Genomic DNA, 22,649 nt, shown 5'->3' on the forward strand with positions numbered 1-22,649 from the left:
CCGCTACGCGGCCGTACGGTCGATCTCGTGTGGGTGTCCCCCTCGGTGACGCCCGTGTAACCCGGTTACCCCTATGTCAGGGAAATTATAACTTTGGGCGGCGTGTACGGAGGAGTGATGCTCGATACGATCCTGCTTCAGGGTACGTCAGACCTGTTCGCGAGTACCGGCTCCGCGGAGGCCTTCCTCCTCGCGCGGCTCCTGTTCGGCTTCGTCCTCGCGTTCATGGGACTGAACCACTTCATGATGACCGACGGGCTCGCCGGCTACTCGGAGGCGAAGGGGATCCCCGCGCCCCGGCTCGCGACGCTGTTCTCCGGCGGGCTGCTGATATTCGGCGGTCTGGGCGTCGCCACGGGCGCGTTCGTCACGCTCGCGGCCGGCGGGCTCGCGGTGTTCCTCCTGCTGTCGGCGGTCACGATCCACGACTTCTGGGCGGTCCCCGAGGACCAACAGCAGGACGAGATGACCTCGTTCCTCAAGAACACCGTGATGGCGGGCGCGTCGCTGGCGTTCCTCGCCCTCGCGTCGGCGCCGTGGCCGTACGCGCTGAACCTCTCGCTGCTGTAGATCTCGCTGCTGTAGAGCGACCGTCCCGACGGAACCGAACCGACGACCGACGGCGACGCGATCCCGTCGAGCCGGCGGGCTTTTGTCGCCGGCGCGTTCCCCTCCCGACATGCGAATCGGCTTCCTGCTCAACCCCGTCGCGGGGATGGGCGGCCGGGTGGGCCTGAAGGGCACCGACGGGAAGGTCGCCGAGGCGCGCGCCCGCGGCGCCGAACCGCGAGCGCCCGACCGTGCCCGCCGCGCGCTCGACGCCCTCGCCGAACGCGCCCCCGACGCGGAACTGCTGGCGTGGGGCGACCCGATGGGCGCGAGCGAGGCCCGCGAGGCCGGCTTCGACCCCGAGGTGCTCGGCGCGCCCGCGGGCGGCGATGAGGGGACCGACGCCGACGACACGGCCGCGGCCGTCGCGGCGTTTCTCGACGCCGGCGTCGATCTCGTACTGTTCGTCGGCGGCGACGGAACCGCCGCCGACGTGGCGGCGGCGCTGGCGGGGAGCGAGGTGCCGATGCTCGGCGTCCCCGCGGGCGTGAAGGTGTACTCATCGGTGTTCGCGGTCTCCCCCGAGGACGCCGCCTACGTTGCCGCGACGTTCGAGCGCACCGAGCGCCGCGAGGTGATGGACATCGACGAGGACGAGTACCGCGAGGGGGAGGTCCGCCCGGAACTGCGCGCGGTCGCGCACGTCCCCGTCGCCGAGCAGTTGCAGTCGGGCAAGCAGATCGGCGGCGGCACCGTCGAGTCGCTGGCGGTCGGGGTCGCGGACGACGTTCGTGCGCGTCCGGAGACGACGTGGGTGCTCGGCCCCGGCTCGACCGTCGGCGAGGTGAAGGCGGAGCTCGGGTTCGAGGGGTCGCCCATCGGCGTCGACGTGTACCGCGACGGCGACGTGCTCGCGCTCGACGCCGCCGAGTCGGAGATCCTCGACTCGCTCGGCGAGGACAACGTCATCGTCGTCACCCCCATCGGTGGACAAGGGTTCGTCTTCGGCCGCGGCAACCCGCAGCTGTCGCCGGCGGTCATCCGCGAGTGCGACCTAGAGATCGTCGCCTCCCGCGACAAGCTGGACGACCTCCGGGTGCTGCGCGTCGACACCGACGACCCCGAACTGGACGAGGCACTCCGCGGGTGGGTGAAGGTGCGCGTCGGTCGCTTCGAGCGCCGGATGATGAAGATAGTGTGAGGCCCGGACCCGGCGGGTGGGGGGAGGGGTACTTGAACCGGAGGGTCGATCCTTACAGATACGGCCAAGAATATAATGGACATAGGGTCAAGGTTAAGGTCGTATAGAGGTTCTCCCCGCGTATGGAGACGCGGAAGGTTCAGCGGTTGGGGCCCTCGACGCTGGCGATGACGCTGCCCGCCGAGTGGGCGAAAGAACAGAACGTCGAGAAGGGAGACGAGGTGTCGCTGCGGATGGGCGGCAAGGGGACGCTGACGGTGCTGCCCGAGTCCGCGAGCACGGAGGACGCGGAGGCGACGCTGCACGCCGACAACCTCGACTCCGACGCCCTGGAGCGGGCGATCCTCGCGCAGTACGTGCTCGGCCGGCGCGTGATCAACATCACGACGGAGGACGGCGCGCTCGGCTCCGACCACATCAACGCGGTATACAAGGCCGAGACGCAGCTCATGGGGCTTGGCGTCATCGAGGAGACGCCCGAGAACATCGCCATCCGCTGTTCGGTCGACCCGGAGGACTTCACGCTCGACAACCTGCTGGAGCGCCTGGAGAACACCGGCTCCACGATGCGCGGGGAGGCGGTGAAGGCACTGGCTCACGGCAACGCCGACCTCGCCCAGCGGGCGCTCAACCGCGAGCGGCAGGCGAACAAGATCTTCGTCCTCCTCCTTCGCCTGATCTTCACGGCCTACCAGAACCCGAACCTCGCGCGCGCCGTCGGGCTGGACTCGGGGTTCCCGCTGATCGGCTACCGCTCGATCGCGAAGAACCTCGAACTCATCGCGGACAACGCCGAGGACATCGCCGAGATCGCGATGGAGGCCGAGGACAACACCCTCGACGTGGACGACGCCACGATGCGGCGCATCCGCGACTTCACCGACCAGGTCGACGAGATCACCGCGATGGCCGTCGAGGCGGCCGTCAAGCGCGACTACTCGCTCACCATCGAGGTGAAGTACCTGTTCCGCGAGCTGAAGGACCGCGAGGAGGACATCCTCACGGACCTGCCGGAGATGTCGAACGCGCAGCTGTTGCAGGTGCGCGAGGTGCTCGTCAGCCTCCAGGAGACGGCGCAGTACGCGATGCGGATCGCGGAGGTCTCCGCGAACCTGGCGCTGAACGAGGAGAACGAGTTCGTGACGATCGAGTAGGGCGGGACCGACCACCGGGAGGTCCCGGAAAACGAGCGGGGAGCGGAGCGACCCGCGAGTAAGGCGAGACGCGAGGCGGAGCCGAGCGTCTCGTGGGAACGGCGTTCACGAGACGCGTCGCGTCTCGTGAGCTCACGAGAGCTTTGCTCTCGTGAACGGCGCGGTCCTGTGCCGCGCCGCCCACGAAACGAGCGAGGCCGACCGCGGAGAACCCTTGCCGTTACTCCTCCGCCTCGGCGACCCCGTCGGCCGCCCGGTCGCCGTCAGTTTTCTCCGCACTCAGTGGGTTCCGACGCCGGATGTGACAGTCGAACGCCGGGTGCTCCGCGAAGTGCCGGATCAGCATGTGTCGCCGCGATCCGGTGATCCCGGTTCGGCCGACGTCGTCGGCGTCGAACCGGTCCGGCAGCCGGTCGTACAGCCGGACCAGCGCGTCGAAGGAGTCGAACACCTTCGCGTTGCCTGCGGACTCGGCGGCCTTGCGGGAGACCACGTAACTTCCGTCGGCGCGGAACTCCCCGGCGGTGCGGAAGAACTCCCGCCGCTCGGTCAGCGCGTCCGCCAGCGACTCCCGCAGGTCGGCGGCGGCCTCGCGTGTCAGTTCGTGTCGCTGTCCGTCCACCTCCACGACGATGCCATCGCCGTCCGGGGAGGCGGTTGCGTTACCGTCCGAGAACTCGATCAGGAGCGGGTGGACTCCGGAACATACCCGGAGGTGTTCCCCCGGAGACAAAGCCTTGTCGGCGCTGGCGAGTTCCGCACCGCGAGCGCCCCGCCCCGATCAGAAGAGCCCGTCGTCCGTCTCCGTCCCGTCGGGCGTGCTCGTCGGCGTCGCGGTCGGCGTTGCCGTCGGCGTCGACGACGCGGTCCCGGTGGTCGAGTCGTCGCCCGAGCCGCCGTCGGACGTGTCGGTCCCCGTCGGCGTGTCCGTCGCGGTGCCGTCGTCGGAGTCGCTGCCGTCGGATTCGTCGCCGTCGCCGTCGGCGGACCCGTCCGAGCCGGCGCCGTCGGCGGACCCGTCCGAGCCGGCGCCGTCGCCGGCGGGCTTGGTGCCGAACACGTCCGTCTCGACCGTCCGCTGGTAGCTGTCGAGTTCGATCCGCTGCTCGCCGCCGCCGCCGTTCGAGAGGTCGATCACGAGGTAGAACGGCATCCGCAGGTCCGTCACCTGGTTCCGTCGGAGGTGCGAGACCCACCACTCGTCGAGCCGCTGGGTCCGGATCGCGGTCGTCGCCTCGACGGCGACCGTCTCCCCGGGGGCGATGGTGGTCGTCTTGGCGGCCTCGCCGCTCCCCATCGTGACGTCGTTCATGTGGATGTCGTAGCCGATCTCGGAGACGACGATCGGGTACTGCTTGGGGTTATGGAGGTACAGCGTCATCCCGATCTCCGTCCGCTCGTCGTTCACCGTCCCCCACTCCGCCTCGGTGCGCTCGAGGATCAACACCGGATCGGAGACGATCGGCGAACTCGCGTTCAGCGGCTTCGGCTCGTCGGTGCGGAACGCCTCGATGACGGAGGTGTCGATGTCGCGGGACACCTGCGTCGAGTAGCTCCGCCCCAGCGTCGACGAGGTGGCCTTCGCGTCGACCCGTAGCTCCGTGTGCTCCCCGTTGCGGACGTGGCTCACCCACCACGCGGGGATCTTCGAGTTGTCCAGCTCGGTGGTGAACGGAACCGAGGTGTTGCCGGCGCCGACCGAGACGCCCTCCTTGGTCCCGTTCGCCATCGCGATGCCGTTCATCGAGACCCCGTAGTCGACCGTCACGCCCCCGAGATCGACGCCGATCGGGTTCGGGTTACGTACCGTCAGATCGCTTTCGATAACGGTCGTCTCGTTCGTCACCTCGCCGAAGCGGTTCTCGACGCCCCCGACCGACGGCGCCCCGACGACGCCGAGCGCGAACGCCCCGCCGACGGACCCGCCGAGAACGAGAAGCACGACGAGCACGGTCCTGACGGTCGAGAGACCGCGATCTGTTCCCCCAGGTATCGGATCGAGCTCCGACGGTACTCTCATCATCGACGCCGTACCGCTCCCCCGAACATATACGATCCGACCGAGACCGACCCGGCGATCGGCCGGGCGTCGCGACCGTGAGCGGTCGCGTCGTGTCCCGTGAACCCCGCGTCGTGCGGGCCTTCCGCAAGCGTTAGGTGCGCTCCGTCGGAGCGACGCGTATGGAAACCGAGACTCTCGAAAGCGACAAGGCGATCGGCGTTTCGCTGGTGTTCGGTGCGTTCGCCGTCGTCGGCGCGGGGTTCATGCTGGCGGGCGCCTCCCAGATCGTGATGGCCTGGGGGTTCGCGCTGGCGATGGCGGCGGCGACCCTCTCGGTCGTCGCGCTCCAGGCGTTCGACATGTGACGTGGGCGGTCACGTCGGCGATCGATTCCGGAGGTCCGGTTGAGGGAAGCGTTAAGAACGACCGCGCCCAATGATCAAACAGCACAAATGACGGAGTACACCGACGAGGAGAAGCGCATCCTCGCGTACCTGCGCGACAGCGTCTCCCGGGGGGAGGAGTACTTCCGGGCGAAGAACATCGCGGAGGCCATCGGCCTCTCCGCCAAACAGGTCGGCACCCGACTCCCGACGCTCGCGGAGAAGGCCGAGGAGGTCGATATCGAGAAGTGGGGCCGCGCACGTTCGACCACCTGGCGCGTCGAGCTTCCGTAGCCGCCGACGCTCGATGGTCCGGGTTCCACCGCCCGTGTCCCGGACTCGCAGAGTTCGTACGCCGCCGTTCGGCGGGCGACCGCGGGGCGCTCGGGCGCGTCCCGCGGCGGCGACGCGGTCGTCGGACGAACCCACCCGTTTTTTCGCCCCGCGCCCGTACCTCGGTTCGATGACCGTGCGTGTACGCCGGGAGTTCGTCTTCGACGCGGACCCGGCCGACGTCTGGGCGTTCATCTCCGATCCGGCCAAGCGTGCCGGGGCGATCAGCGTCGTCGACGAGTACGAGGTCGGCGACGACGGAACCGCGACGTGGCACGTCCGCCTGCCGATCCCGGTGATCCGCTCCAGCATCGCCGTCGACACCGAGGAGGTGCGCAAGGAGCCGCCCGAGTACGTCAAGTTCGTCGGGAAGTCGCGGGCGTTCCGCGTCACCGGCGAGCACACCGTCTCGGAGACCGACGACGGGCGCGCCCGCCTCGTCAACGGGTTCGTCGTCGACGGGCGCGTCCCCGGCGTCGAGTCGTTCTTCGAGCGCAAGTTCGGCGAGGAACTGGACAACCTGCAGGACGCCTTGGAGCGCGAGTTGGGGCTGGCATGAAGCTCGCGCTCGCGCAGATCGAGGTCCGGACGGCCGACCGCGACGGCAACCTCGACCGGGCGCTCTCGGCCGTCGCCGACGCCGCCGAGCGCGACGCCGACCTGATCGCGCTCCCGGAACTGTGGAACGTCGGCTACTTCGCGTTCGAGGCGTACGAGCGCGGCGCCGAGCCCCTGGGGGGACCGACGCTGACCCGGCTCGCCGACGCCGCGCGCGAACACGACATCGCGGTGCTGGCGGGAACGATCGTCGAGGACCTCGCCGAGAGCGCCGCCGCCGCGGCGGACGTGCCCGACGACGAGGGGCTCGCGAACACCGCCGTCCTGTTCGACTCGGACGGGACCAGACGCGCGGTGTACCGCAAGCACCACCTGTTCGGCTATCAGTCGGCCGAGACGCGACTCCTGACGCCCGGCGAGTCGCTCCCGGTCGTCGATCTCCTCGGCTTCCGGGTCGCGGTGACGACCTGTTACGACCTCCGCTTCCCCGAGCAGTTCCGAGCGCTCGCGGACGAGGGGGCCGACCTCGTGGTCGTCCCCAGCGCGTGGCCGTACCCGCGGGTCGAGCACTGGCGGACGCTCCCGCGGGCGCGGGCCATCGAGAACCTCGCGTACGTCGCGACGGTGAACGGGTCGGGGAGCTTCGAGGACGCCGACCTCCTCGGCCGGTCGACCGTGTACGACCCGTGGGGGACGACGCTGGCGTCAACCGGCGACGAGCCGGCGCTCGTCACCGCCGAGGTCGAGCCCGAGCGCGTCGGGCGCGTGCGCGAGGAGTTCCCGGCGCTGCGCGACAGGCGAGACTACTGAGCGGTCGAAGACGAGACACGTACGGGTCGGCGGGTCGACGATCGGGCGGCCTACTCGACGTAGTGAACGAAGACGGTGCGGTCCCCATCGAGCAGTTGACAGAGGCGCTCGCGGACGTCCGGCGCCACGTCGACGTGCGCGAGCGGGACCTCCTCGACGCGCAACACCGTCCCGCCGTCGTCGGATCCGACGGCGTCGCCGGGGTCCCCGAGTCGGCGGTGGTCGACGATGCGACGCGGCGTTGACAGCAGGTCCTCGGCACCGCCGAGCAGTGCCTCGGCCCTGAGGCGAGCCATACCGACACGTCCCGACGCGTGACAATAACCGTTGTCGTCGCCCCGATCCTCGCCGACCGGTGCCGGTGCATTTATCCCGATCAGCCCGATACGATCGGATGCCGGCGAACCGACGCTTTTCTCGTCGTAAGCTGGCACAACTCAAGATCCGCGCCGCCGCACCCGACGCGACCGCGCGCGCCCGTTCCGCGGTCAGGGGTCCACCGCGCCGGACGCGCGCACCACCGCCTCCCCACCCCCACCTTCGTTCGCGACCGCCGTTCACACGACACCGCCGACGAGCCGCCGCTCCCCCCTGGCTACCGTTCGAGTTCGATCCGCTCTCCCGCGCGGGCCGACGCCTGCACCGCCGCAAGCGTCCGCATGTCGACGAGCCCGTCGGCCCCGTCCGGCTCGATGTCGCCGCCGGTCGCGACCGCGTGCGCGAAGTAGTCGAACTCCTCGACCGTCTCGTCGGCACCGAGGCCCGCGAACTCCATCGTCCCCTCGGCCGTCTCCACGGTCACCTCGCGGTCGGCGCCCGGCTGAAACGCCGACCGGACCGCGATCCGTCCCTCGGTCCCCAGCAGCTCCAGCGACGTGTTCGGGTGGCCGGAGAACGACGCCGAGAAGTTCCCGACCCAGCCGTCCGCGTCGCCGCCGCCGAACTCGACGCGGAAGTCGACGTGCTGGTCGACCTCGTCGAAGGCGTCGTCGGGCGAGCGGACCGTCGCCGACACGGCCGTCGGGTCGTCGCCGGCGACGAACCGCGCGGTGTTGAGCGGGTACACGCCCACGTCGTACAGCGCGCCCCCGCCCGCGAGGCGGCCGTCGAGGCGCCACTGCTCGGGACCGGCGTCGCCCGCCAGCACCGGGAACGTGAAGTCGCCGACCGCGCGCTGGAGGTCGCCGATGCCGCCGGCGGCGACGAACGCCCGCAGGCGCCGCATCACGGGGTCCGTCTGCATCCGGTAGGCTGTCATCAGCCGGACGCCCGCGTCCTCACAGGCGCCCACGAGCCGCTCGGCGCGCTCGACGGTCGCCTCCAGCGGCTTCTCGCAGATCACGTGCTTGCCGTGGCCCGCGGCCGTCTCGACGTGGGGGAGGTGGAGCCGGTTCGGGGTGGCGACGTAGACGGCGTCGTACTCGTCGGTCGCCGCGCCCGCCTCGTACTCGTCGTAATCGAGGGCAGTGACGCCGAACTCGTCGGCCAGCGCCGCGCGCTTGTCCGCGTCGCCGCTGACGACGACCGTCGGCCGCGCGTAGTCGCCGCGCGCCATCGCCGGGATCGACACCGACCGTGCGTAGTTGCCGCAGCCGACCGTCGCGATCCTGGTCGTCGTGTCGTCCCCGTCGCTCCCGCTCCCGTCTCCGTTTCCGCCCTCGTCCCCGCCGCTGTCCACCCAGTCGCGCCGCCCCGCGTCCGCGAACGTCGACTCGAACATACGCGCACCGTCCGCGTCGAGGTGCTAAACCGCACCGGCCCGTCGATAATCGTATCCGATAATTCGAGCGGTGTGTTGAAGTAACGAACGCGCCCCGATAGTGACACCGCGGGACCGAACCCCGTTCGGACGCACCCCCCAGCGCGTCCGCACACGCCGGCCGTTTCGGCCGGTCCGGTTCGGCTTCGCGGGCCAGGGACATCGGGTCCCGAGCGAACCGGGGCCGATCGCGCGACGGCGATTTCGCCCATCCGCGCGACCCGGCCGGGACAACTCCCGCTCCCACTCCCGTCCCGGCCTCACGGCCCCGGAACCGCGTAGACGCGCGGTTCGACGCGGCGACGGACGCGACGCAGCGTATACCCTCACGCGTCGCGCCCGCCGCCGTCGAGACGGGAGCGGCACTCACGTCCACTCGGTGGCGACGCTGTCGATCGCGGCGGTCGACGCACCGGTCGAACTCCCCGCGAATCTCGGTGCCGGCGTTGTCCCGTCCGAGACAGCGTGCCTGTCCGTCAGTCGTCTGTGCTCGATCGTCCGTGTTCGGTCGCCCGTGGTCAGTCGTCCTTGGTCTTGATGTCCGCGGAGAGGCCCTGGGCCATCTGGATGTCCTTCGAGTTGTTGAGCGTCCAGGCCGTGCGCTCGGTCACCGCCTCGATGACCTCCCGGGCCGATGGGTAGCCGTTCCCGGACTTCTTCACGCCGCCGAAGGGGAGCTGGACCTCCGCGCCGATACACGGGAGGTTGCCGTACGCGAGGCCGACCTCGGCGTTGTCACGGTAGTAGTTGATCTGGCGGTAGTCCTCCGAGATGATGGCTCCCGCGAGCCCGTAGTCGGTGTCGTTGTGGATCTCGACGGCCTCCTCGATGTCGCCGCTGTACTTCAGCAGGGCGACGTGCGGGCCGAACACCTCCTCGTGGGTGCACCGGAGGTCCGCCTTGGCGTCGGCCTCGTAGACGAACGGGCCGACCCAGTGGCCGTCCTCGTGGCCGTCGGGGATCTCGTCGGCGTCCAGCTCCTCGCGGTCGACGAGCACGTTCACGCCCTCGTCCTTCGCGAGCTGGTTGTACTTGGAGACTTTCTCCTTGTGCTCCGGCTCGATGAGCGGTCCCATGAACGTGTCCTCGTCCAGCGGGTCGCCGACGGCGACCGACCTCGCGTTCTCGACGAAGCGTTCCTTGAACTCGTCGTACACGTCCTCGTGGACGATGAGGCGCTCGGAAGAGACGCAGCGTTGGCCCGTCGTCTTGAAGCTCGACATCGTGGCCGAGTGGACCGCCACGTCCAGGTCGGCGTTCTCGGTGATCACGATCCCGTTCTTTCCGCCCATCTCGCAGGCCGCGAGCTTGCCGGGTTCGCCGCCGACCTTGCCGGCGATCTTGTGGCCGACCTCGGCCGAGCCGGTGAACAGGACCGTATCCACGCGGTCGTCCTCGACGATGGCGTTGCCCGCGTCGCCGAAGCCCTGCACGAGGTTGAACACGCCGTCCGGGACGCCCGAATCCTCGAACATCTCCGCGAGGATCTGCGCGCACCACGGCGTCTGCTCGGCGGGCTTGAACACGACCGTGTTGCCCTCGACGAGCGCGACGGCCATGTGCCAGAACGGGATGGCGACCGGGAAGTTCCACGGCGTGATACACCCCACCACGCCCCGCGGCTTCCGCCGCATGTACGCGTCCTTGCTCGGGATCTCCGAGGGTACCACGTCGCCCTTGGGGTGGCGGGCGTCGCCGGCGGCCCACTCGACCATGTGCCACGCCTCGGTCACGTCGGCCTTCCCCTCGGAGATCTCTTTCCCGCACTCCATGGTGACGATCTCGCCGAGCTCCTCGTGGCGTTCCTTGAGCTCGTGGTAGATGTCCCAGAGGTACTCGGCCCGGCCGATGTGGGACAGCTCCTTCCACTCCTCGAACGCCTCGTCGGCGGCGGCGACCGCGCGCTCGACGTCGGCCTCGGTGCCGCGGCGGAACTCGCCCAGCTCCTCGCCGTTGGCGGGGTTCTCGCTGGTGAACGTCTCGTCCCCGGTGCCGCCGGTCCACTGGCCGTCGATGTAGTGCTGGTAGACACCGTCGTCTCGACTCATGGGCAAATCTTGCGTCACCGGCGTCATATAGGTGCGGGAAGTTCGCCGCCCGTCCGGATCGACCCCGCCTTCGGCGCCGGGTTTCGCGGGGGATCCCCACCAGCGCCGTCGATGCCGGGGATTCCAATCGATCCGCCACCGCCGCAAGACCCTTTCCTCGCGGTCGCCTCCGCTCGACCATGACCGACGCCGAGTCGCTCACGATGGACCTGCCCGAATCGGTCGACGAACCGGCGCTGCGGCGCGTGAAGACCGTCGCCCGCGTCATGGACGAGGCGGTCGAGATCCCGGGGACGGGCATCCGCGTCGGGCTCGATCCCGTGCTCGGCGTGGTGCCCGGTGCCGGCGACGCCGTCGCCGCGGGGATCTCGCTGTACATCGTCGCCGAGGCCGCCTACCTCGGCGTCCCGCTGTCGACGATCGTCCGCATGCTCGCGAACGTCGCCGCCGACGCGGTGCTCGGGTCGATCCCCGTCGTCGGGCCGGTGTTCGACACGTTCATCAGGGCGAACAAGTGGAACGCCTCCTACATCGAGGAGTTCGTCGCCGACGCCGCCGGCGACGACGAGGGCGAGGCCGTCGATGCGGCCGCCGACGAGGACGACGGGCCCGTCGTCATCGAGATCACCGAGGAGTAAATTCGGGCGACCGAGGCCGCGCGCGACTCACGGCTCACTCCGTTTGCCGTTCGCCGTCGAGGCCTCACTGCGTTCGGCCTCGCTTCGTTCGGCCGCGCGCTTCTCGATCTCCCCCTTCAACCCCGGCGCGTCGAAGTCGTGGTCCGGCCGGATCGCGACGAAGTCGAGGTACTCCCGGGCGGCGAGCACGTCCTCGGGCGGGTACGTCGACAGCGCCGCCTCGACGGCGTCGGCCGCGCCGATCAGCGGCTCCAGCGCCGCCAGCCCGCACGCGAGGTCGTATTCGCGGGCGTCGAGCGCCCCCGGCTCCCGGACGCTCGTCGCGTCGATGAAGTAGAGGTCGCCGTCGAGGATCAGCACGTTCTCCGCGCGCAAGTCGCCGTGCGCGAGACCGTTGTCGTGGAGCCGCCCGAGCGCGCGGAACAGCTCCGGCGCGAGTTCGCGTTCGGCGTCGACATCGAGCTCGTCGAGCGGACGGAACGCCGGGAGGTACTCGACGACGAGCACGCCCAGCCCGTCGATCTCCAGCGCCTCGACCGGCTCGGGCGCGTTGACGCCGATGGCGCGCATCCGCTCGGTCGCCTCCAGCTCGTGGCGGGCCATCTCCGCGGGCGTGCCGAAGTGCTCGAAGAAGCCCTCCGTGCCCGAGGAGAACGCCCCGAGGTTGCGCCCGGCGGTGAACAGCGCGTGGACGACGGAGTTCTGGCGGCTCACCACCTTCACGAAGTACGCCTCGCCGTCGGTGCGGAGGATGAACGGCGTCGACAGCCAGTTGTCGGCGTCGAGGAACTCCACGCGCGCGCTCCCGTCGCCGTAGCGGGCGGCGAGGTCGCGCGCGACCGCCTCCAGCCGGTCCCACTCGACGGTCCCACGGAGGAGGCGCTGGAGGTCCATGGAGTCGGAGTAGTCCGTGGACGGGGATAAATCGTTGCGAGGGTTCCGGCGCGGATATTGCGTCGACCGAAAGCCATCGAAACAGGTATTCGGGACGCCGCCCGTGCTTCGGTCATGAACTTCGAGCTGCCCGCGGAACACCGGATGATCCGGGACCAGGTCCGGGAGTTCTGCGAGGAGGAGATCGCTCCCATCGCCCAGGACATCGAGGACGACCATCGCTTCCCCGAGGAGATCTTCGAGCAGCTCGGCCAACTCGACATGATGGGCGTCCCGATCGCCGAGGAGCACGGCGGGCTCGGCGGCGACACCCTGATGTACGCGGTCGTCGCCGAGGAACTCGGTCGCGTTTCCGGCGGCATCGGCCTCTCGTACGTGGCACACACCTCCCTCGGCTCGAAGCCGATCGAGCTGTTCGGCACCGACGAGCAGCAGGAGGAGTGGCTCCGCCCGCTCGCGGAGGGCGGCGGCATGGGCGCGTGGGCGCTCACCGAGCCCGGCTCCGGCTCGGACGCCTCCGACATGGACACTACTGCAGAGAGGGACGGCGACGAGTACGTCCTGAACGGCACGAAGCAGTTCATCACGAACGCCAGCGTCGCTAACTCGGTGCTCGTGAAGGCCGTCACCGACCCCGACGCCGGCTACGACGGCATCTCGACGTTCATCGTCGACCCCGACGACGAGGGCTTCGAGGTGACGACCGTCTGGGACAAGATGGGACTCAACTGCTCGCCGACCTGCGAGATCCAGCTGAACGACGTGCGGATCCCGGAGGACCGTCTGCTCGGCGAGGAGGGCGACGGCTGGGACCAGACGAAGAAGACGCTCGACGGCGGTCGGATCTCCATCGCCGCCCTCTCGACGGGCCTGGCGCAGGGCGCCTACGAGGCGGCCAAGGAGTACTCCGGCGAGCGCGAGCAGTTCGGGCAGCCGATCTCGAAGTTCGACGCCGTCCGCGACATGGTCGTCGACATGCACCGCAAGACCGAGCGCGCGCGCCTGCTCACCCACAAGGCGGCGACGATGTACGACGAGGGCGAGGACGTGACGCGCGCGTCGGCGCTCGCGAAGCTCGACGCCAGCGAGGCCGCCCGCGAGGTCGCCGAGGACTCGGTGCAGGTCCACGGCGGCTACGGCTACACCACCGACTTCCCGCCCCAGCGGTTCTACCGCGACGCGAAGCTCATGGAGATCGGCGAAGGGACGAGCGAGATCCAACACCTCATTATCGGCCGCCAGCTCGGACTGTAACCGGAAATCGGATCTCGCGGTATCGGAAAGACAGTTCACGAAATTAACATGACTGCGGCCCGTCGGTGGGAATCCGATCTGATAATTCAGTAGCTGACTTTATGTTCAGTCTCAAGTCACCCGGATACACTCACCGGTATGGTCACAGATCTGGAACTCCTCGTCGCCGCAGCGGTCGGCTCCGCGGTGGTGTCGACCGGCGCGGGGGGGCTCGCGTATCTGCGGACCCGCGAGCGAACGGATCATGCCGGCGCCGCCATCGCCGCGACCCTCGGGCTCGTCGCGGTGTGGGCGACGGTGTTCGCCCTCCAACTGGCGGCCGGAACCACGTCCCCGGGGGCGGGACTGCTCAAGCTGAAGTGGCTCGTCGCCACGCCCGTTGTCACCACGTCGCTTCTGTTCGCGATCGCGTACGCCGGCCACGACGGATGGCTGACGCCGCCGCGTGTCGCCGCGCTCGCCGTCGAACCCGCCGTCGCCGGCGCGGTCGCCGTCGTGAACCCCGGCGGCGTCTTCTTCGCCGCCATCGCGCCATGGAGGGTCGGCGGCGCGACCGTGCTCGTTCCCGATCCCGGCCCGGCGCTGCTCGCGCACATCGTGTACGGCGTACTCGCCGGCGCGGCGTTCGTTTGGCTGCTGGGGCGGGTCGCGGTTCGCTCGTCGGGCACCTACCGGACGCAGGCGGCCGTGCTGTGTGCGGGAACCGCGACGCCGGTGGCGACCGCGACGCTGTTCGTGCTCCGGCCGTCGTGGGCGCCGCCGTTCGACGCGACGCCGCTGGGCTTCGGGGTGGTGAGCCTGCTGTTGCTCGTCGCGATGTGGAGGTACGACCTGTTCGACGTGGCGTCGGTCGCACACGAGACGGTGTTCGCCGGGCTCGACGACGCGGTCGTCGTCGTCGACGACGACGGCCACGTCGTCGAGACGAACCCGTCCGCCCGCGACGCGTTCGAGCTCGGTCCAGACGTGGTCGGTGCCGACGCCGAGCGGGTGTTGCCCGAGGCCGTCGTCTCGTCGGGGCTGCTCGACGGCGACGACGCCGAGGTCGCGCTCGACGGGGCCGCCGACGGATCGGACGGTCACCCGGGGGCGTCCCGACGGGGGCCGCCGGCGGATCCGACGTACTTCGAGGCGACCTCTGAGTCGCTCGGGCGCGAGGGACTCCGGCTGCTCGTGTTCCGGGACGTGACCGAGCGCACGGAGATGCAGCGACGCTATCGGGCGTACGTTGAGCACTCACAGGACGTCGTCGCGGTCGCGGACGCAGACGGCGTCCTCGAGTACATCAGCCCCGCGGTCGAGTCCGTGCTCGGGTACGATCCCGAACGGCTCGAGGGCGGGGTGTTCACCGACTACATCCACCCGGACGACCGTCGCTCGGTCGCCGAGCCCTTCGCCGAGAGCCTCGGCCGGCCGGGCGAGCGCGTCCGCGTCTCCTTCCGCGTCGAACACCGCGACGGCGGCTGGCGGGTCCTCGACGGCGTCGGCGTCAACCGCTTTCACGACCCGCACATCGGCGGCTACCTGCTCACCCTCCGCGACGAGACCCAGCGGGACCGCTACGAACAGCGCCTCCGCGTGTTGACGCGCGTCCTCCGGCACGACCTCCGCAACGAGCTCAACGTCGTGCACGGCTACGCGGACGTGATCGCCGCCGAAGGCGGCGACACGGCCGAGCACGCCGAGCGTATCCAACGGTCCGCCGAGCGGCTCGCCTCGCTGGGAACCCGCGTCCGCGGCGTCGACCAGACGCTTCGGCGGACGGACCACGGCGGCCGCCCGGTCGACGTGACCCGCGTCGTCGGGGAGGTTGCCGACCGCGCCCGCGAGCGGTTCCCGGGGATGACGGTGACCGTCGACGCCGACGAGACGATCGCGTACGCCGACGAGCTGCTCGCCACCGCGGTGTGGAACGTCGTGGAGAACGCCGCTCGCCACCACGACGGCGACCGGCCGGCCGTGGCGATCACGCTGTCGGACGGCGACGACACGGTCGAGCTCCGGATCGCCGACGACGGTCCGGGGATCCCCGCGGAGGACCGCGAGGCGGTCGAGTCGGGCCACGAGACGCAACTTCGCCACGCCAGCGGGCTCGGCCTCTGGCTCGTCAGGTGGATCGTCGACGGCGTCGACGGCGAGCTCTCCTTCGTCGACGGCGCCGACGCGACCGACGACGACACAGCCGACGACGCGACCGCCGACGGCGCGGCCGCCGAGGCGATCGACGAGGTCGGAACGGTCGTCGTCATCCGCCTGCGCGCGGCCGACACGGAGTCGGTGTCGGCGTCGTCGATCGAGCAGATGGACCCGTGGGGCGTCGCCAGGGCGGCCCCCGAGCGGACCGACGGCGGAGCCGGTGACGCGGGGCCGTTCGGAGGGTCGGTCGCGTCGCGGCCGTCGAACGACGACTGATCGCGACGGGAGACAACCACTGAGCTGTGACCGCCTACGACGACGCGACGAACACCAGCGGCTCCCAATCGCCGCGCTCCTCCGGCCCGAGCTCCGTCCCCGCGGTGAACGCCCGGTCGTGAGCTGCCCGAGCGGCCGCAAGGACCGCCGCGGACGCGTCGAGCGTCGCCGCGAACTCGCGCCACACGTGCGGCGGAACGAGGAGGAAGTACGTCCGTCCGTCGCGACGGACCAGGGGGTCGTACTCGAACGCCCGCCGGTACTCGAAGACGATGTCGGCGACCCCCGGGTACGCGCGGACGTCCGCCTGCATCGCGGTCATCGTCTCCCGCACGGCGGACTCGTCGACGCCGGCGGTCGCCGCCGCGTCCGCGACGTGGGGCGCGAGCGGACCGAGCTCGTCCATACTCCCGCTGGGAGCCGCGGCGGCATGAGCGATGCGGTGGGTCGAAGTGCCGACGGGCGCTACGGTCGGTATGGACGCGGACATCGGATTCGTCACCCAGGTGGGCATGGATCTCCGTACGGCGGTCGGGACGGCCGCCGACCACGGCTACGACTACGTCGAGGTGATGCTCGACGGCGCGGGCGCCCGAAACCGACTCGCCCCCCGTCGCGAGGAGCTTCGCGAGGCGCTCGCGGACCACGGGGTCGGCTGCACGGTCCACCTCCCGTTCGGGTCGATCGATCCCGGCTCCCCCTTCGACGCGGTTCGCTCGGGCGCCGTCGCCGAACTTGAGGCGCACCTCGACCTCGCTGCGGATCTGGGCGCGACGAAGGCGACGCTGCACCCGACGACGGACGCGTGGGCGCCCGCCCACGACGACGAGACTGTCGGCGACCACATCGTCGAGTCGGTCCGTCACCTCGACGCGTACGCCGCCGACCGCGACGTGGAGCTAGTCGCCGAGAACGTCCCGAAGGGCCGCTTCGACACGAACCGGATCGGCGAGCTGCTCGACCGGACCGACGTGTCGATGTGTCTCGACACCGGCCACGCCCGCGTCGACGGCCGCGACGACGGCGGCATCGCGGCGCTGATCGAGGAGCGCGCCGACCGCATCTCGCATTTCCACCTGAACGACGTGCGCACCGCCGACGACGAGCACCTCCCGATCGGCGCCGGCTTCGTCGACTTCGCGCGGCTGTTCCGGGCGCTGCCCGACGACTGGACGGGGACGCTCTCGGCGGAGGTGTTCACTCACGACGCCGCGTACCTCGGCCACAGCCTCGATCGGATCGGGGAGCTGCTGGCGGCCGCCGAAACCGAAGAGCGGGACGCCGACCGCGACGGCGACACGGAGGGCGGCGAATGACCCGCCTCGTCGTCGGTGAGTGCATCGTCGACCTCCACCCGGCGGCCGCCTCGGCGGGCGACCTCGGCGACGCCGACGCGTACGCCCGCCACCCGGGCGGCGCGCCGGCGAACGTTGCCGTCGGGCTCGCGCGCCTCGGCGAGGCGCCGGGGCTGTGGACACGCCTCGGCGACGACGGCTTCGGCGACTTCCTCGCGGACACGCTCCGCGGGGAGGGAATCCCGGAGACGTACGTCGAGCGCGACCCGGACGCGCCGACCGGCCTCGCGTTGGTCGCGCTCGACGCCGACGGCGAGCGGTCGTTCTCGCTGTACCTGGAGGGGACGGCCGCGGCCGCGCTCGACCCCGCGACCGTCGACGACGCGACGCTCGCGGACCTCGACTGGATCCACGTCGGCGGCGTCGAGTTGGCCCACGAGCCGTCGCGCTCGGCGGTCTTCGACCTGCTCGACCGTGCCCCCGACGCCGCCACCGTCTCGTTCGACCCGAACGCGCGGCCGTCGCTGTGGCGGGAGTTCGACTACGCCGACACGCTCGCGCGGGCGCTCCCGGACGTGGACGTGCTCGTCGCCTCCGCGGAGGACCTCGACCCCGCCGGCTACGAGGGGACCGCCGAGGCGCTCGCCTCCGGCGTCGTCGCCGACGGCCCCCACACCGCGGTGATCACCCGCGGCGCGGCGGGGGCGTACGCCCGCTCGACCGCCGAGGCGCCGTGGGGCGCCGGCCACGCCGAGCACCCGGGGTTCGAGGCCGACGTGGTCGACACGACCGGCGCGGGCGACGCCTTCACCGCCGGCGCGATCGCGGCGCTCGACGGGGGGTCGTCGCTCTCGGACGCGCTCCGGTTCGCGAACGCCGTCGGCGCGCGGGCGACGACCGCGCAGGGGGCGATGGCAGCGTTGCCGACGCGCGTGGAGGTCGAGGCGTTCCTCGACGGCGAGAGCGATCGATAGCGGGCGTTCGATGGCCGGCGTTCGGTAGCCGGCGGGTCCGCGCGGTCGACGGTCCCGTGCGGTCGACGGGGCCGGCGGGGTCGCCTTCACCGGTCGAGAACGACGAGCGCCAACCCGACGAACACCAGCGCCGCCCCCAACGAGAACGTCGGGAGGTAGCCCGCGGCGCCGGCGACCACCCCGCCCAGGGCGGAGCCGACGGCGGTCGCGAGCCCCGCGGCCGCCGCCTGCGCGCCGAGGGCGGCGCCGCGGGTCGACTCGTCGGCGAGGCGGCTGACGATGCCGGCGGTGGTGACCGCGATGAACGCCCAGGTCGCGCCGATGAGGCCGAACGCGAGCGCATAGCCCGCCAGCGCCGGGAGCGCGGCGGCCGGGAGGGCGACCCCCACGAGCGCGACGCCGGGGAAGAGGGCTCCGCGGCCGGCCAGCGCGCCCGCCTGCACGACCCGCGGGGCGTACCGCCCGGCGAGCCGGCCGGCCGGCCCGTAGCAGACCGCCGAGCCGAGGTTGCCCGCGAGGTAGACGCCGAAGACGGCCCCGTCGTCGACGCGCTCGGCGAGGAACGCCGGCACCGGCCCCCAGAAGACGGCGAAGCCCAACGAGAAGACGACGACCGCGAGGACGTACCGCCGCAGCGACGGGGAGAAGCCGGCCAGCGGGACGGGACTCCGGGCGCCGTCCCGTCGCGATCCCGCCCCGTTACGGAGCGCCCGAAGCTCCCAGAAGATCCGCGCCGGGCCGTAGAGGCTCGCGCGGAGGTAGCGCCCGGCGCCCCAGTTCGCATGGGGGAGTCGGGCGTACACCCGGCGGAAGCGGTCGGCGGAGACGGTCGACGGCTCGGGGTACCACGCCCGCGCGAGCAACAGGGCCGCCCCCGCGACGCCCGCGAGAAGGAGAAACAGCAGGCGCTGGCCCGCGATCGGGTCGACGCCCAAGCGGGGGACGGCGAGCGTCCACGCGGTGCCGACGAGCAGGCCCGCGACCCAGCCGTACCCCTGCCAGGCGTTCAGCGAGGCGATGTGGCCGTCCCACTCGTCGACGGGCGCGCCCTCCACGACGATCAGGTTCAGGACGGGGACCGCGGCGGCGACGACGAACCACAGTGCGGCGTTGAGCAACAACACGGCCACCGGCGTCGTCGCCAGCGGCACGAGCGCGAGCACCACCGCGGTCGCGCCGAGCGCGACGAGGACGAACGGCCGCCGTCGGCGCGTCCGGGCCGCGAGGGCTGCCCACGCGAGCGCGCCGGGGACGCCCACGAGCGCCGCGGTCGCGGCGATCAGGCCGACGAACGCCAGGCTGGCGTCCAACGCGATCGCGTACAGCGGCACCAGCACGGAGGCGCCACCGACGGCGGCGTACCCCAGTCCCCATGCGACCAACCAGCGGCGGGCGCGATCCACGGACGGGAGTGTTCCGGGGGCGACAAATCCCTTCCGCCACCGGGCGGCGACGCCGGGAGGGCGGGGGGCTCCCCGCTCCGACGCGTTCAACTCGGCGGCGACGGAACCGTCGCGCATGACCGAAGATGACGCCCCCGACGCCTCGTCCGAGGACGACGCCCCGTACGCCCGCCGCCTCGACGCCGCCCGCGACCGCCTCCGCAGCGGCGCCGGCGACGCCCTCGTTCTGTTCCCGAGCACGAACCTCCGCTATCTCACGGGCTACAGCGAGCACCCCAGCGAGCGCCACTTCCTGCTGTTCGTCGTGCCCGACGCCGACCCGGTGTTCCTCGTCCCCGAACTCTCCGGCGAGCAGGTCCGTGCCGAAACCGCCGTCGACGACGTGCGCACGTGGGGCGACGACGAGGACCCCGTCGCGGCGGTCGGTTCCGTCGCGGCCGACCTCGCGCTCGCGAACGACGCCCCGCACGTCCTCGTCGACGACACCATGCACGCCCGGTTCACGCAGGACCTCCACGAGGTGCTCCCGGGCGCGACGTTCGGCCTCGCGAGCGAGGTACTCGCGGACCTGCGGGTCATCAAGGACGACGCGGAGGTCGCCGCGCTCCGCCGCGCGGGCGAGGCCGCCGACGCGGTGATCCGCGAACTCCGGGCCGACGGCGACGACGTGGTCGGCATGACCGAGGCGGATCTCGCGCGCCACATCGAGGACCGCCTCGTCGCCAACGGCGGCACGGGCGTCTCCTTCGAGACCATCGTCGGATCGGGGCCGAACGGCGCGATGCCCCACCACACCCACGGCGACCGCGTGATCCGGGCGGGCGACCCCGTCGTCCTCGACTTCGGCACCCGCGTCGACGGCTACCCGTCGGACCAGACTCGCACGCTCGTGTTCGGTGACGCGTCGCCGCCAGAGGGCTTCCGGGAGGTCCACCGCGTCGTCCGCGAGGCACAGGAGGCGGCCGTCGAGGCGGTCGAGCCGGGCGTCACGACGGGCGAGGTCGACGCCGCCGCCCGCGAGGTCATCGAGGAGGCGGGCTACGGTGAGGAGTTCATCCACCGCACGGGCCACGGCGTCGGCCTCGACGTGCACGAGGAGCCGTTCGTCGTCGCCGGCGGCGAGCGCGAAATCGAGGCCGGGATGGTGTTCAGCGTCGAACCCGGCGTCTACCTCCCCGACGAGTTCGGCGTCCGGATCGAGGACCTGGTCGTCGTCACCGACGACGGCTGCGTCCGGCTCAACCGAACCGACCGCGACTGGAAGACGGCGTAGTCCCGGAACGTGACTGATTTCTGAACTGTATCCCGCGACTGACGGCCTCACCGATCACCCGCACGTGTTCGGGGTCGCCCGATCCGTCGGTTTCGGTCGGCCGAAAATAGTCAGCGACGTGAGAGTTAAGCCCGCGGGTCGGGTAGCCCCGATATGGTCGACGCCGGCGCGTACGCGTTCGTGTTCCTCGCGGGGCTGGTCACCGCGCTCGCGACCGGGCTGGGCGCGATCCCGTTCTTCCTCGTCGACGACATCGGCGACCGCTGGAACGTCGCGCTGTGGGGGCTCGCGTCGGGGATCATGATCGGGGCGTCGGTGTTCGGGCTCGTGAGCGAGGGGCTCGCGTACGGCGGCCCGCTGGAGTTGGCCGCCGGCGCCGCCGCGGGCGTCCTGCTGGTCGTCGTCGCCCACGAGGTGATCGAGGACGTGGAGGTTCACCCCCGGAAGTACGAGGAGGCCGACTACCGGAAGCTCCTGCTCATCCTCGGCGTGCTGACGGTCCACAGCTTCCCCGAGGGCGTCGCCGTCGGCGTCTCCTTCGCGGGGTTGGGTTTCGACACGCCCGGCGGGATCCTCGTGTTCGGCACCGCGGTGCCGCTGCTCGCGGTGTTCATGACCGTCGCCATCTCGATCCACAACGTCCCCGAGGGCGTGGCGGTGTCGATCCCGCTGCGCTCGATGGACGTGTCGCCCCCGAGGATGGTCTGGTGGGCGGTGTTCTCCAGCCTCCCGCAGCCGATCGGCGCCGTGATCGCCTTCTACTTCGTCACGCTCGCCGAGCGGTTCCTCCCGTTCGGCTTCGGCTTCGCCGCCGGGGCGATGGTGTATCTCGTGCTCACGGAGTTCATCCCGGAGGCGCTGGAGCTGGGCCAGGGGCTCGCGGGCGACGGGAAACGCGAGCTCGTCGCCGGCGTCCTCGTGGGGATCGGCGCGATGGTGCCGCTGCTGGCGGTCACGTCGGTGTAGCGCGCGAGAACGGGCGTTCGGGCGGGGCGGTCGCGTTAGTGCGAGTGGCCCATCGCGTCCGAGAGGCTCTGCCCGAAGCGCTCCTCGAACAGCTCCTCGGCCTTCTCGTTGATGTCGAGCACGTCCTGGGGCGGCTGGCCCTCGCTGTGGTGGGCGATGGCGTGGGCCTGCTGGGCGAACGCCTGCAGGACGACGTCGCTGATGACCTCGCTGGGGTTCTCGCCCTGCTCGGCGAGCATGTCGACGAGCCCCTCGGGGAGGTCGACCTCGTCGCTGTCGCCGTCCGGTCCGGTGACTGTGTAGGTTTCAGTTCCAACCATGGCGTGGGCGAGGCGTGGCTGACGTAAAGGTCCGTGGGTATGGATACTCGGTCGGCGAGGGTGTCGTCGGTGTGCTCTGTGGGTCGGGGAGGTTCGCAGCGATGGAGACTCCGGAAGCCCCCGCGGTTCTCGACGTATTCTCAGTGGGTAACGAGCAGACGACCCTGAGCACTCCGGAAGCCCCCGCGGTTCTCGACGTCCGCGACTCGCTGTCGTTCGAAAGACGCTTCGCGTCTTTCGTGATGACGAGACGGCGGAGCCGTCTCGAACCACGCTCCTCGCGCTCACTCCGTTCGCGCTCCGGTGCTTCCGTCGTCTCGACGGTCGAGAACCGCGGCCCCTTCCATTCCCACCCATCGCATCCTCGCTTACGTCGGAGCAAGCTCCGACGAACTCACGTTCACTCCGTTCACGTGAGCCTCC

23 protein-coding genes are annotated in these 22,649 nt (G+C 71.0%); 14 read left to right on the plus strand and 9 right to left on the minus strand.

Annotated elements, in window-relative coordinates:
- Nucleotides 1-117 precede the first annotated feature (117 nt).
- The 3 genes from K6T50_RS05780 (at nt 118) to K6T50_RS05790 (ending at nt 2,904) form a co-directional block, all read left to right on the plus strand.
- Nucleotides 118-570 carry a DoxX family protein gene (locus K6T50_RS05780; protein ID WP_222608448.1) on the plus strand — a complete coding sequence of 151 codons (453 nt, stop codon included), beginning with the start codon at nt 118-120 and terminating at the stop codon, nt 568-570.
- A gap of 109 nt (nt 571-679) precedes the next feature.
- Nucleotides 680-1,750: an ATP-NAD kinase family protein gene (locus K6T50_RS05785; protein WP_222608449.1), complete on the plus strand. Its 1,071-nt coding sequence runs from the start codon at nt 680-682 to the stop codon at nt 1,748-1,750.
- A gap of 122 nt (nt 1,751-1,872) precedes the next feature.
- The gene (locus K6T50_RS05790; protein ID WP_222608450.1) at nt 1,873-2,904 is read left to right on the plus strand and encodes a phosphate signaling complex PhoU family protein; all 1,032 of its coding nucleotides are present in this window, start codon (nt 1,873-1,875) and stop codon (nt 2,902-2,904) included.
- Nucleotides 2,905-3,124: 220 nt separating this feature from the next.
- Here K6T50_RS05790 and K6T50_RS05795 read toward each other — a convergent pair whose 3' ends face one another.
- Nucleotides 3,125-3,532, minus strand: a complete 408-nt coding sequence (locus K6T50_RS05795; protein WP_345778654.1) for a DUF7528 family protein — start codon at nt 3,530-3,532, stop codon at nt 3,125-3,127.
- 153 nt (nt 3,533-3,685) lie between these two features.
- Nucleotides 3,686-4,927, minus strand: a complete 1,242-nt coding sequence (locus K6T50_RS05800) for an LEA/WHy family protein (protein ID WP_321170121.1) — start codon at nt 4,925-4,927, stop codon at nt 3,686-3,688.
- 158 nt (nt 4,928-5,085) lie between these two features.
- Here K6T50_RS05800 and K6T50_RS05805 point away from each other — a divergent pair, with 158 nt between their 5' ends.
- The 4 genes from K6T50_RS05805 to K6T50_RS05820 all read left to right on the plus strand — a co-directional run bounded on the left by K6T50_RS05805 (nt 5,086) and on the right by K6T50_RS05820 (nt 6,990).
- A complete protein-coding gene (locus K6T50_RS05805; protein ID WP_222608451.1) occupies nt 5,086-5,271 on the plus strand; it encodes a DUF7525 family protein in 186 nt (61 codons plus the stop codon).
- Nucleotides 5,272-5,358: 87 nt separating this feature from the next.
- Entirely contained in the window at nt 5,359-5,583 is a 225-nt protein-coding gene (locus K6T50_RS05810) for a DUF7123 family protein (RefSeq protein WP_222608452.1), read from the plus strand.
- A 169-nt stretch (nt 5,584-5,752) separates the two neighbouring features.
- Nucleotides 5,753-6,181, plus strand: a complete 429-nt coding sequence (locus K6T50_RS05815; RefSeq protein ID WP_222608453.1) for an SRPBCC family protein — start codon at nt 5,753-5,755, stop codon at nt 6,179-6,181.
- Nucleotides 6,178-6,990 (plus strand): carbon-nitrogen family hydrolase, encoded by an 813-nt coding sequence (locus K6T50_RS05820; RefSeq protein WP_222608454.1) that lies wholly within the window; start codon nt 6,178-6,180, stop codon nt 6,988-6,990. The genes K6T50_RS05815 and K6T50_RS05820 overlap by 4 nt, the downstream gene beginning before the upstream one ends.
- A 50-nt stretch (nt 6,991-7,040) precedes the next feature.
- Here the strand turns inward: K6T50_RS05820 and K6T50_RS05825 are convergent, their stop codons facing one another.
- From K6T50_RS05825 to K6T50_RS05835, 3 genes are all read right to left on the minus strand, one after another.
- Nucleotides 7,041-7,286, minus strand: a complete 246-nt coding sequence (locus K6T50_RS05825; protein ID WP_222608455.1) for a hypothetical protein — start codon at nt 7,284-7,286, stop codon at nt 7,041-7,043.
- Nucleotides 7,287-7,585: 299 nt separating this feature from the next.
- Nucleotides 7,586-8,710 carry a D-xylose 1-dehydrogenase Gfo6 gene (gene gfo6, locus K6T50_RS05830; protein ID WP_222608456.1) on the minus strand — a complete coding sequence of 375 codons (1,125 nt, stop codon included), beginning with the start codon at nt 8,708-8,710 and terminating at the stop codon, nt 7,586-7,588.
- A 557-nt stretch (nt 8,711-9,267) separates the two neighbouring features.
- The gene (locus K6T50_RS05835) at nt 9,268-10,797 is read right to left on the minus strand and encodes an aldehyde dehydrogenase family protein (protein WP_222608457.1); all 1,530 of its coding nucleotides are present in this window, start codon (nt 10,795-10,797) and stop codon (nt 9,268-9,270) included.
- Between the two features lie 179 nt (nt 10,798-10,976).
- Between K6T50_RS05835 and K6T50_RS05840 the strand changes: the two genes are divergently transcribed.
- Nucleotides 10,977-11,435 (plus strand): DUF4112 domain-containing protein, encoded by a 459-nt coding sequence (locus K6T50_RS05840; protein ID WP_222608458.1) that lies wholly within the window; start codon nt 10,977-10,979, stop codon nt 11,433-11,435.
- Nucleotides 11,436-11,462: 27 nt separating this feature from the next.
- On the opposite strand, the gene K6T50_RS05845 is transcribed toward K6T50_RS05840, so the two are convergent.
- Nucleotides 11,463-12,329, minus strand: a complete 867-nt coding sequence (locus K6T50_RS05845; protein WP_222608459.1) for an RIO1 family regulatory kinase/ATPase domain-containing protein — start codon at nt 12,327-12,329, stop codon at nt 11,463-11,465.
- A gap of 114 nt (nt 12,330-12,443) precedes the next feature.
- On the opposite strand from K6T50_RS05845, the gene K6T50_RS05850 reads away from it, so the two are divergent.
- Together K6T50_RS05850 and K6T50_RS05855 are read left to right on the plus strand one after the other, a co-directional pair.
- The gene (locus tag K6T50_RS05850; RefSeq protein ID WP_222608460.1) at nt 12,444-13,583 is read left to right on the plus strand and encodes an acyl-CoA dehydrogenase family protein; all 1,140 of its coding nucleotides are present in this window, start codon (nt 12,444-12,446) and stop codon (nt 13,581-13,583) included.
- Nucleotides 13,584-13,721: 138 nt separating this feature from the next.
- Nucleotides 13,722-15,995 carry a histidine kinase N-terminal 7TM domain-containing protein gene (locus K6T50_RS05855; protein ID WP_222608461.1) on the plus strand — a complete coding sequence of 758 codons (2,274 nt, stop codon included), beginning with the start codon at nt 13,722-13,724 and terminating at the stop codon, nt 15,993-15,995.
- 34 nt (nt 15,996-16,029) lie between these two features.
- On the opposite strand, the gene K6T50_RS05860 is transcribed toward K6T50_RS05855, so the two are convergent.
- On the minus strand, nt 16,030-16,401 hold the full coding sequence (locus tag K6T50_RS05860; RefSeq protein WP_222608462.1) for a DUF8048 family protein: 372 nt from the start codon (nt 16,399-16,401) through the stop codon (nt 16,030-16,032).
- 70 nt (nt 16,402-16,471) lie between these two features.
- On the opposite strand from K6T50_RS05860, the gene K6T50_RS05865 reads away from it, so the two are divergent.
- Together K6T50_RS05865 and K6T50_RS05870 are read left to right on the plus strand one after the other, a co-directional pair.
- A complete protein-coding gene (locus K6T50_RS05865; protein WP_222608463.1) occupies nt 16,472-17,311 on the plus strand; it encodes a sugar phosphate isomerase/epimerase family protein in 840 nt (279 codons plus the stop codon).
- Nucleotides 17,308-18,264 carry a carbohydrate kinase family protein gene (locus tag K6T50_RS05870; protein ID WP_222608464.1) on the plus strand — a complete coding sequence of 319 codons (957 nt, stop codon included), beginning with the start codon at nt 17,308-17,310 and terminating at the stop codon, nt 18,262-18,264. The genes K6T50_RS05865 and K6T50_RS05870 overlap by 4 nt, the downstream gene beginning before the upstream one ends.
- A gap of 86 nt (nt 18,265-18,350) precedes the next feature.
- Here K6T50_RS05870 and K6T50_RS05875 read toward each other — a convergent pair whose 3' ends face one another.
- Nucleotides 18,351-19,667 (minus strand): MFS transporter, encoded by a 1,317-nt coding sequence (locus K6T50_RS05875; protein WP_222608465.1) that lies wholly within the window; start codon nt 19,665-19,667, stop codon nt 18,351-18,353.
- A 115-nt stretch (nt 19,668-19,782) separates the two neighbouring features.
- Here K6T50_RS05875 and K6T50_RS05880 point away from each other — a divergent pair, with 115 nt between their 5' ends.
- On the plus strand, nt 19,783-20,940 hold the full coding sequence (locus K6T50_RS05880) for a M24 family metallopeptidase (protein WP_222608466.1): 1,158 nt from the start codon (nt 19,783-19,785) through the stop codon (nt 20,938-20,940).
- A 153-nt stretch (nt 20,941-21,093) separates the two neighbouring features.
- Nucleotides 21,094-21,906 carry a ZIP family metal transporter gene (locus K6T50_RS05885; RefSeq protein WP_222608467.1) on the plus strand — a complete coding sequence of 271 codons (813 nt, stop codon included), beginning with the start codon at nt 21,094-21,096 and terminating at the stop codon, nt 21,904-21,906.
- Nucleotides 21,907-21,941: 35 nt separating this feature from the next.
- Here K6T50_RS05885 and K6T50_RS05890 read toward each other — a convergent pair whose 3' ends face one another.
- Nucleotides 21,942-22,226 carry a DUF7545 family protein gene (locus K6T50_RS05890; RefSeq protein WP_222608468.1) on the minus strand — a complete coding sequence of 95 codons (285 nt, stop codon included), beginning with the start codon at nt 22,224-22,226 and terminating at the stop codon, nt 21,942-21,944.
- Nucleotides 22,227-22,649 lie beyond the last annotated feature (423 nt).

Source organism: Halobaculum magnesiiphilum, from assembly GCF_019823105.1.
Classification (GTDB): domain Archaea; phylum Halobacteriota; class Halobacteria; order Halobacteriales; family Haloferacaceae; genus Halobaculum; species Halobaculum magnesiiphilum.

Excerpts from the sequence above, each read along its gene's own strand:
- K6T50_RS05855 (WP_222608461.1), top strand. The coding sequence starts at position 13,722 with ATGGTCACAGATCTGGAACTCCTCGTCGCCGCAGCGGTCGGCTCCGCG.
- K6T50_RS05885 (WP_222608467.1), top strand. The coding sequence starts at position 21,094 with ATGGTCGACGCCGGCGCGTACGCGTTCGTGTTCCTCGCGGGGCTGGTC.
- K6T50_RS05785 (WP_222608449.1), top strand. The coding sequence starts at position 680 with ATGCGAATCGGCTTCCTGCTCAACCCCGTCGCGGGGATGGGCGGCCGG.
- gfo6 (WP_222608456.1), bottom strand. The coding sequence starts at position 8,710 with ATGTTCGAGTCGACGTTCGCGGACGCGGGGCGGCGCGACTGGGTGGAC.
- K6T50_RS05870 (WP_222608464.1), top strand. The coding sequence starts at position 17,308 with ATGACCCGCCTCGTCGTCGGTGAGTGCATCGTCGACCTCCACCCGGCG.
- K6T50_RS05860 (WP_222608462.1), bottom strand. The coding sequence starts at position 16,401 with ATGGACGAGCTCGGTCCGCTCGCGCCCCACGTCGCGGACGCGGCGGCG.
- K6T50_RS05840 (WP_222608458.1), top strand. The coding sequence starts at position 10,977 with ATGACCGACGCCGAGTCGCTCACGATGGACCTGCCCGAATCGGTCGAC.
- K6T50_RS05850 (WP_222608460.1), top strand. The coding sequence starts at position 12,444 with ATGAACTTCGAGCTGCCCGCGGAACACCGGATGATCCGGGACCAGGTC.
- K6T50_RS05790 (WP_222608450.1), top strand. The coding sequence starts at position 1,873 with ATGGAGACGCGGAAGGTTCAGCGGTTGGGGCCCTCGACGCTGGCGATG.
- K6T50_RS05845 (WP_222608459.1), bottom strand. The coding sequence starts at position 12,329 with ATGGACCTCCAGCGCCTCCTCCGTGGGACCGTCGAGTGGGACCGGCTG.
- K6T50_RS05880 (WP_222608466.1), top strand. The coding sequence starts at position 19,783 with ATGACCGAAGATGACGCCCCCGACGCCTCGTCCGAGGACGACGCCCCG.
- K6T50_RS05805 (WP_222608451.1), top strand. The coding sequence starts at position 5,086 with ATGGAAACCGAGACTCTCGAAAGCGACAAGGCGATCGGCGTTTCGCTG.
- K6T50_RS05835 (WP_222608457.1), bottom strand. The coding sequence starts at position 10,797 with ATGAGTCGAGACGACGGTGTCTACCAGCACTACATCGACGGCCAGTGG.
- K6T50_RS05825 (WP_222608455.1), bottom strand. The coding sequence starts at position 7,286 with ATGGCTCGCCTCAGGGCCGAGGCACTGCTCGGCGGTGCCGAGGACCTG.
- K6T50_RS05890 (WP_222608468.1), bottom strand. The coding sequence starts at position 22,226 with ATGGTTGGAACTGAAACCTACACAGTCACCGGACCGGACGGCGACAGC.
- K6T50_RS05780 (WP_222608448.1), top strand. The coding sequence starts at position 118 with ATGCTCGATACGATCCTGCTTCAGGGTACGTCAGACCTGTTCGCGAGT.
- K6T50_RS05815 (WP_222608453.1), top strand. The coding sequence starts at position 5,753 with ATGACCGTGCGTGTACGCCGGGAGTTCGTCTTCGACGCGGACCCGGCC.
- K6T50_RS05800 (WP_321170121.1), bottom strand. The coding sequence starts at position 4,927 with ATGATGAGAGTACCGTCGGAGCTCGATCCGATACCTGGGGGAACAGAT.
- K6T50_RS05820 (WP_222608454.1), top strand. The coding sequence starts at position 6,178 with ATGAAGCTCGCGCTCGCGCAGATCGAGGTCCGGACGGCCGACCGCGAC.
- K6T50_RS05810 (WP_222608452.1), top strand. The coding sequence starts at position 5,359 with ATGACGGAGTACACCGACGAGGAGAAGCGCATCCTCGCGTACCTGCGC.
- K6T50_RS05865 (WP_222608463.1), top strand. The coding sequence starts at position 16,472 with ATGGACGCGGACATCGGATTCGTCACCCAGGTGGGCATGGATCTCCGT.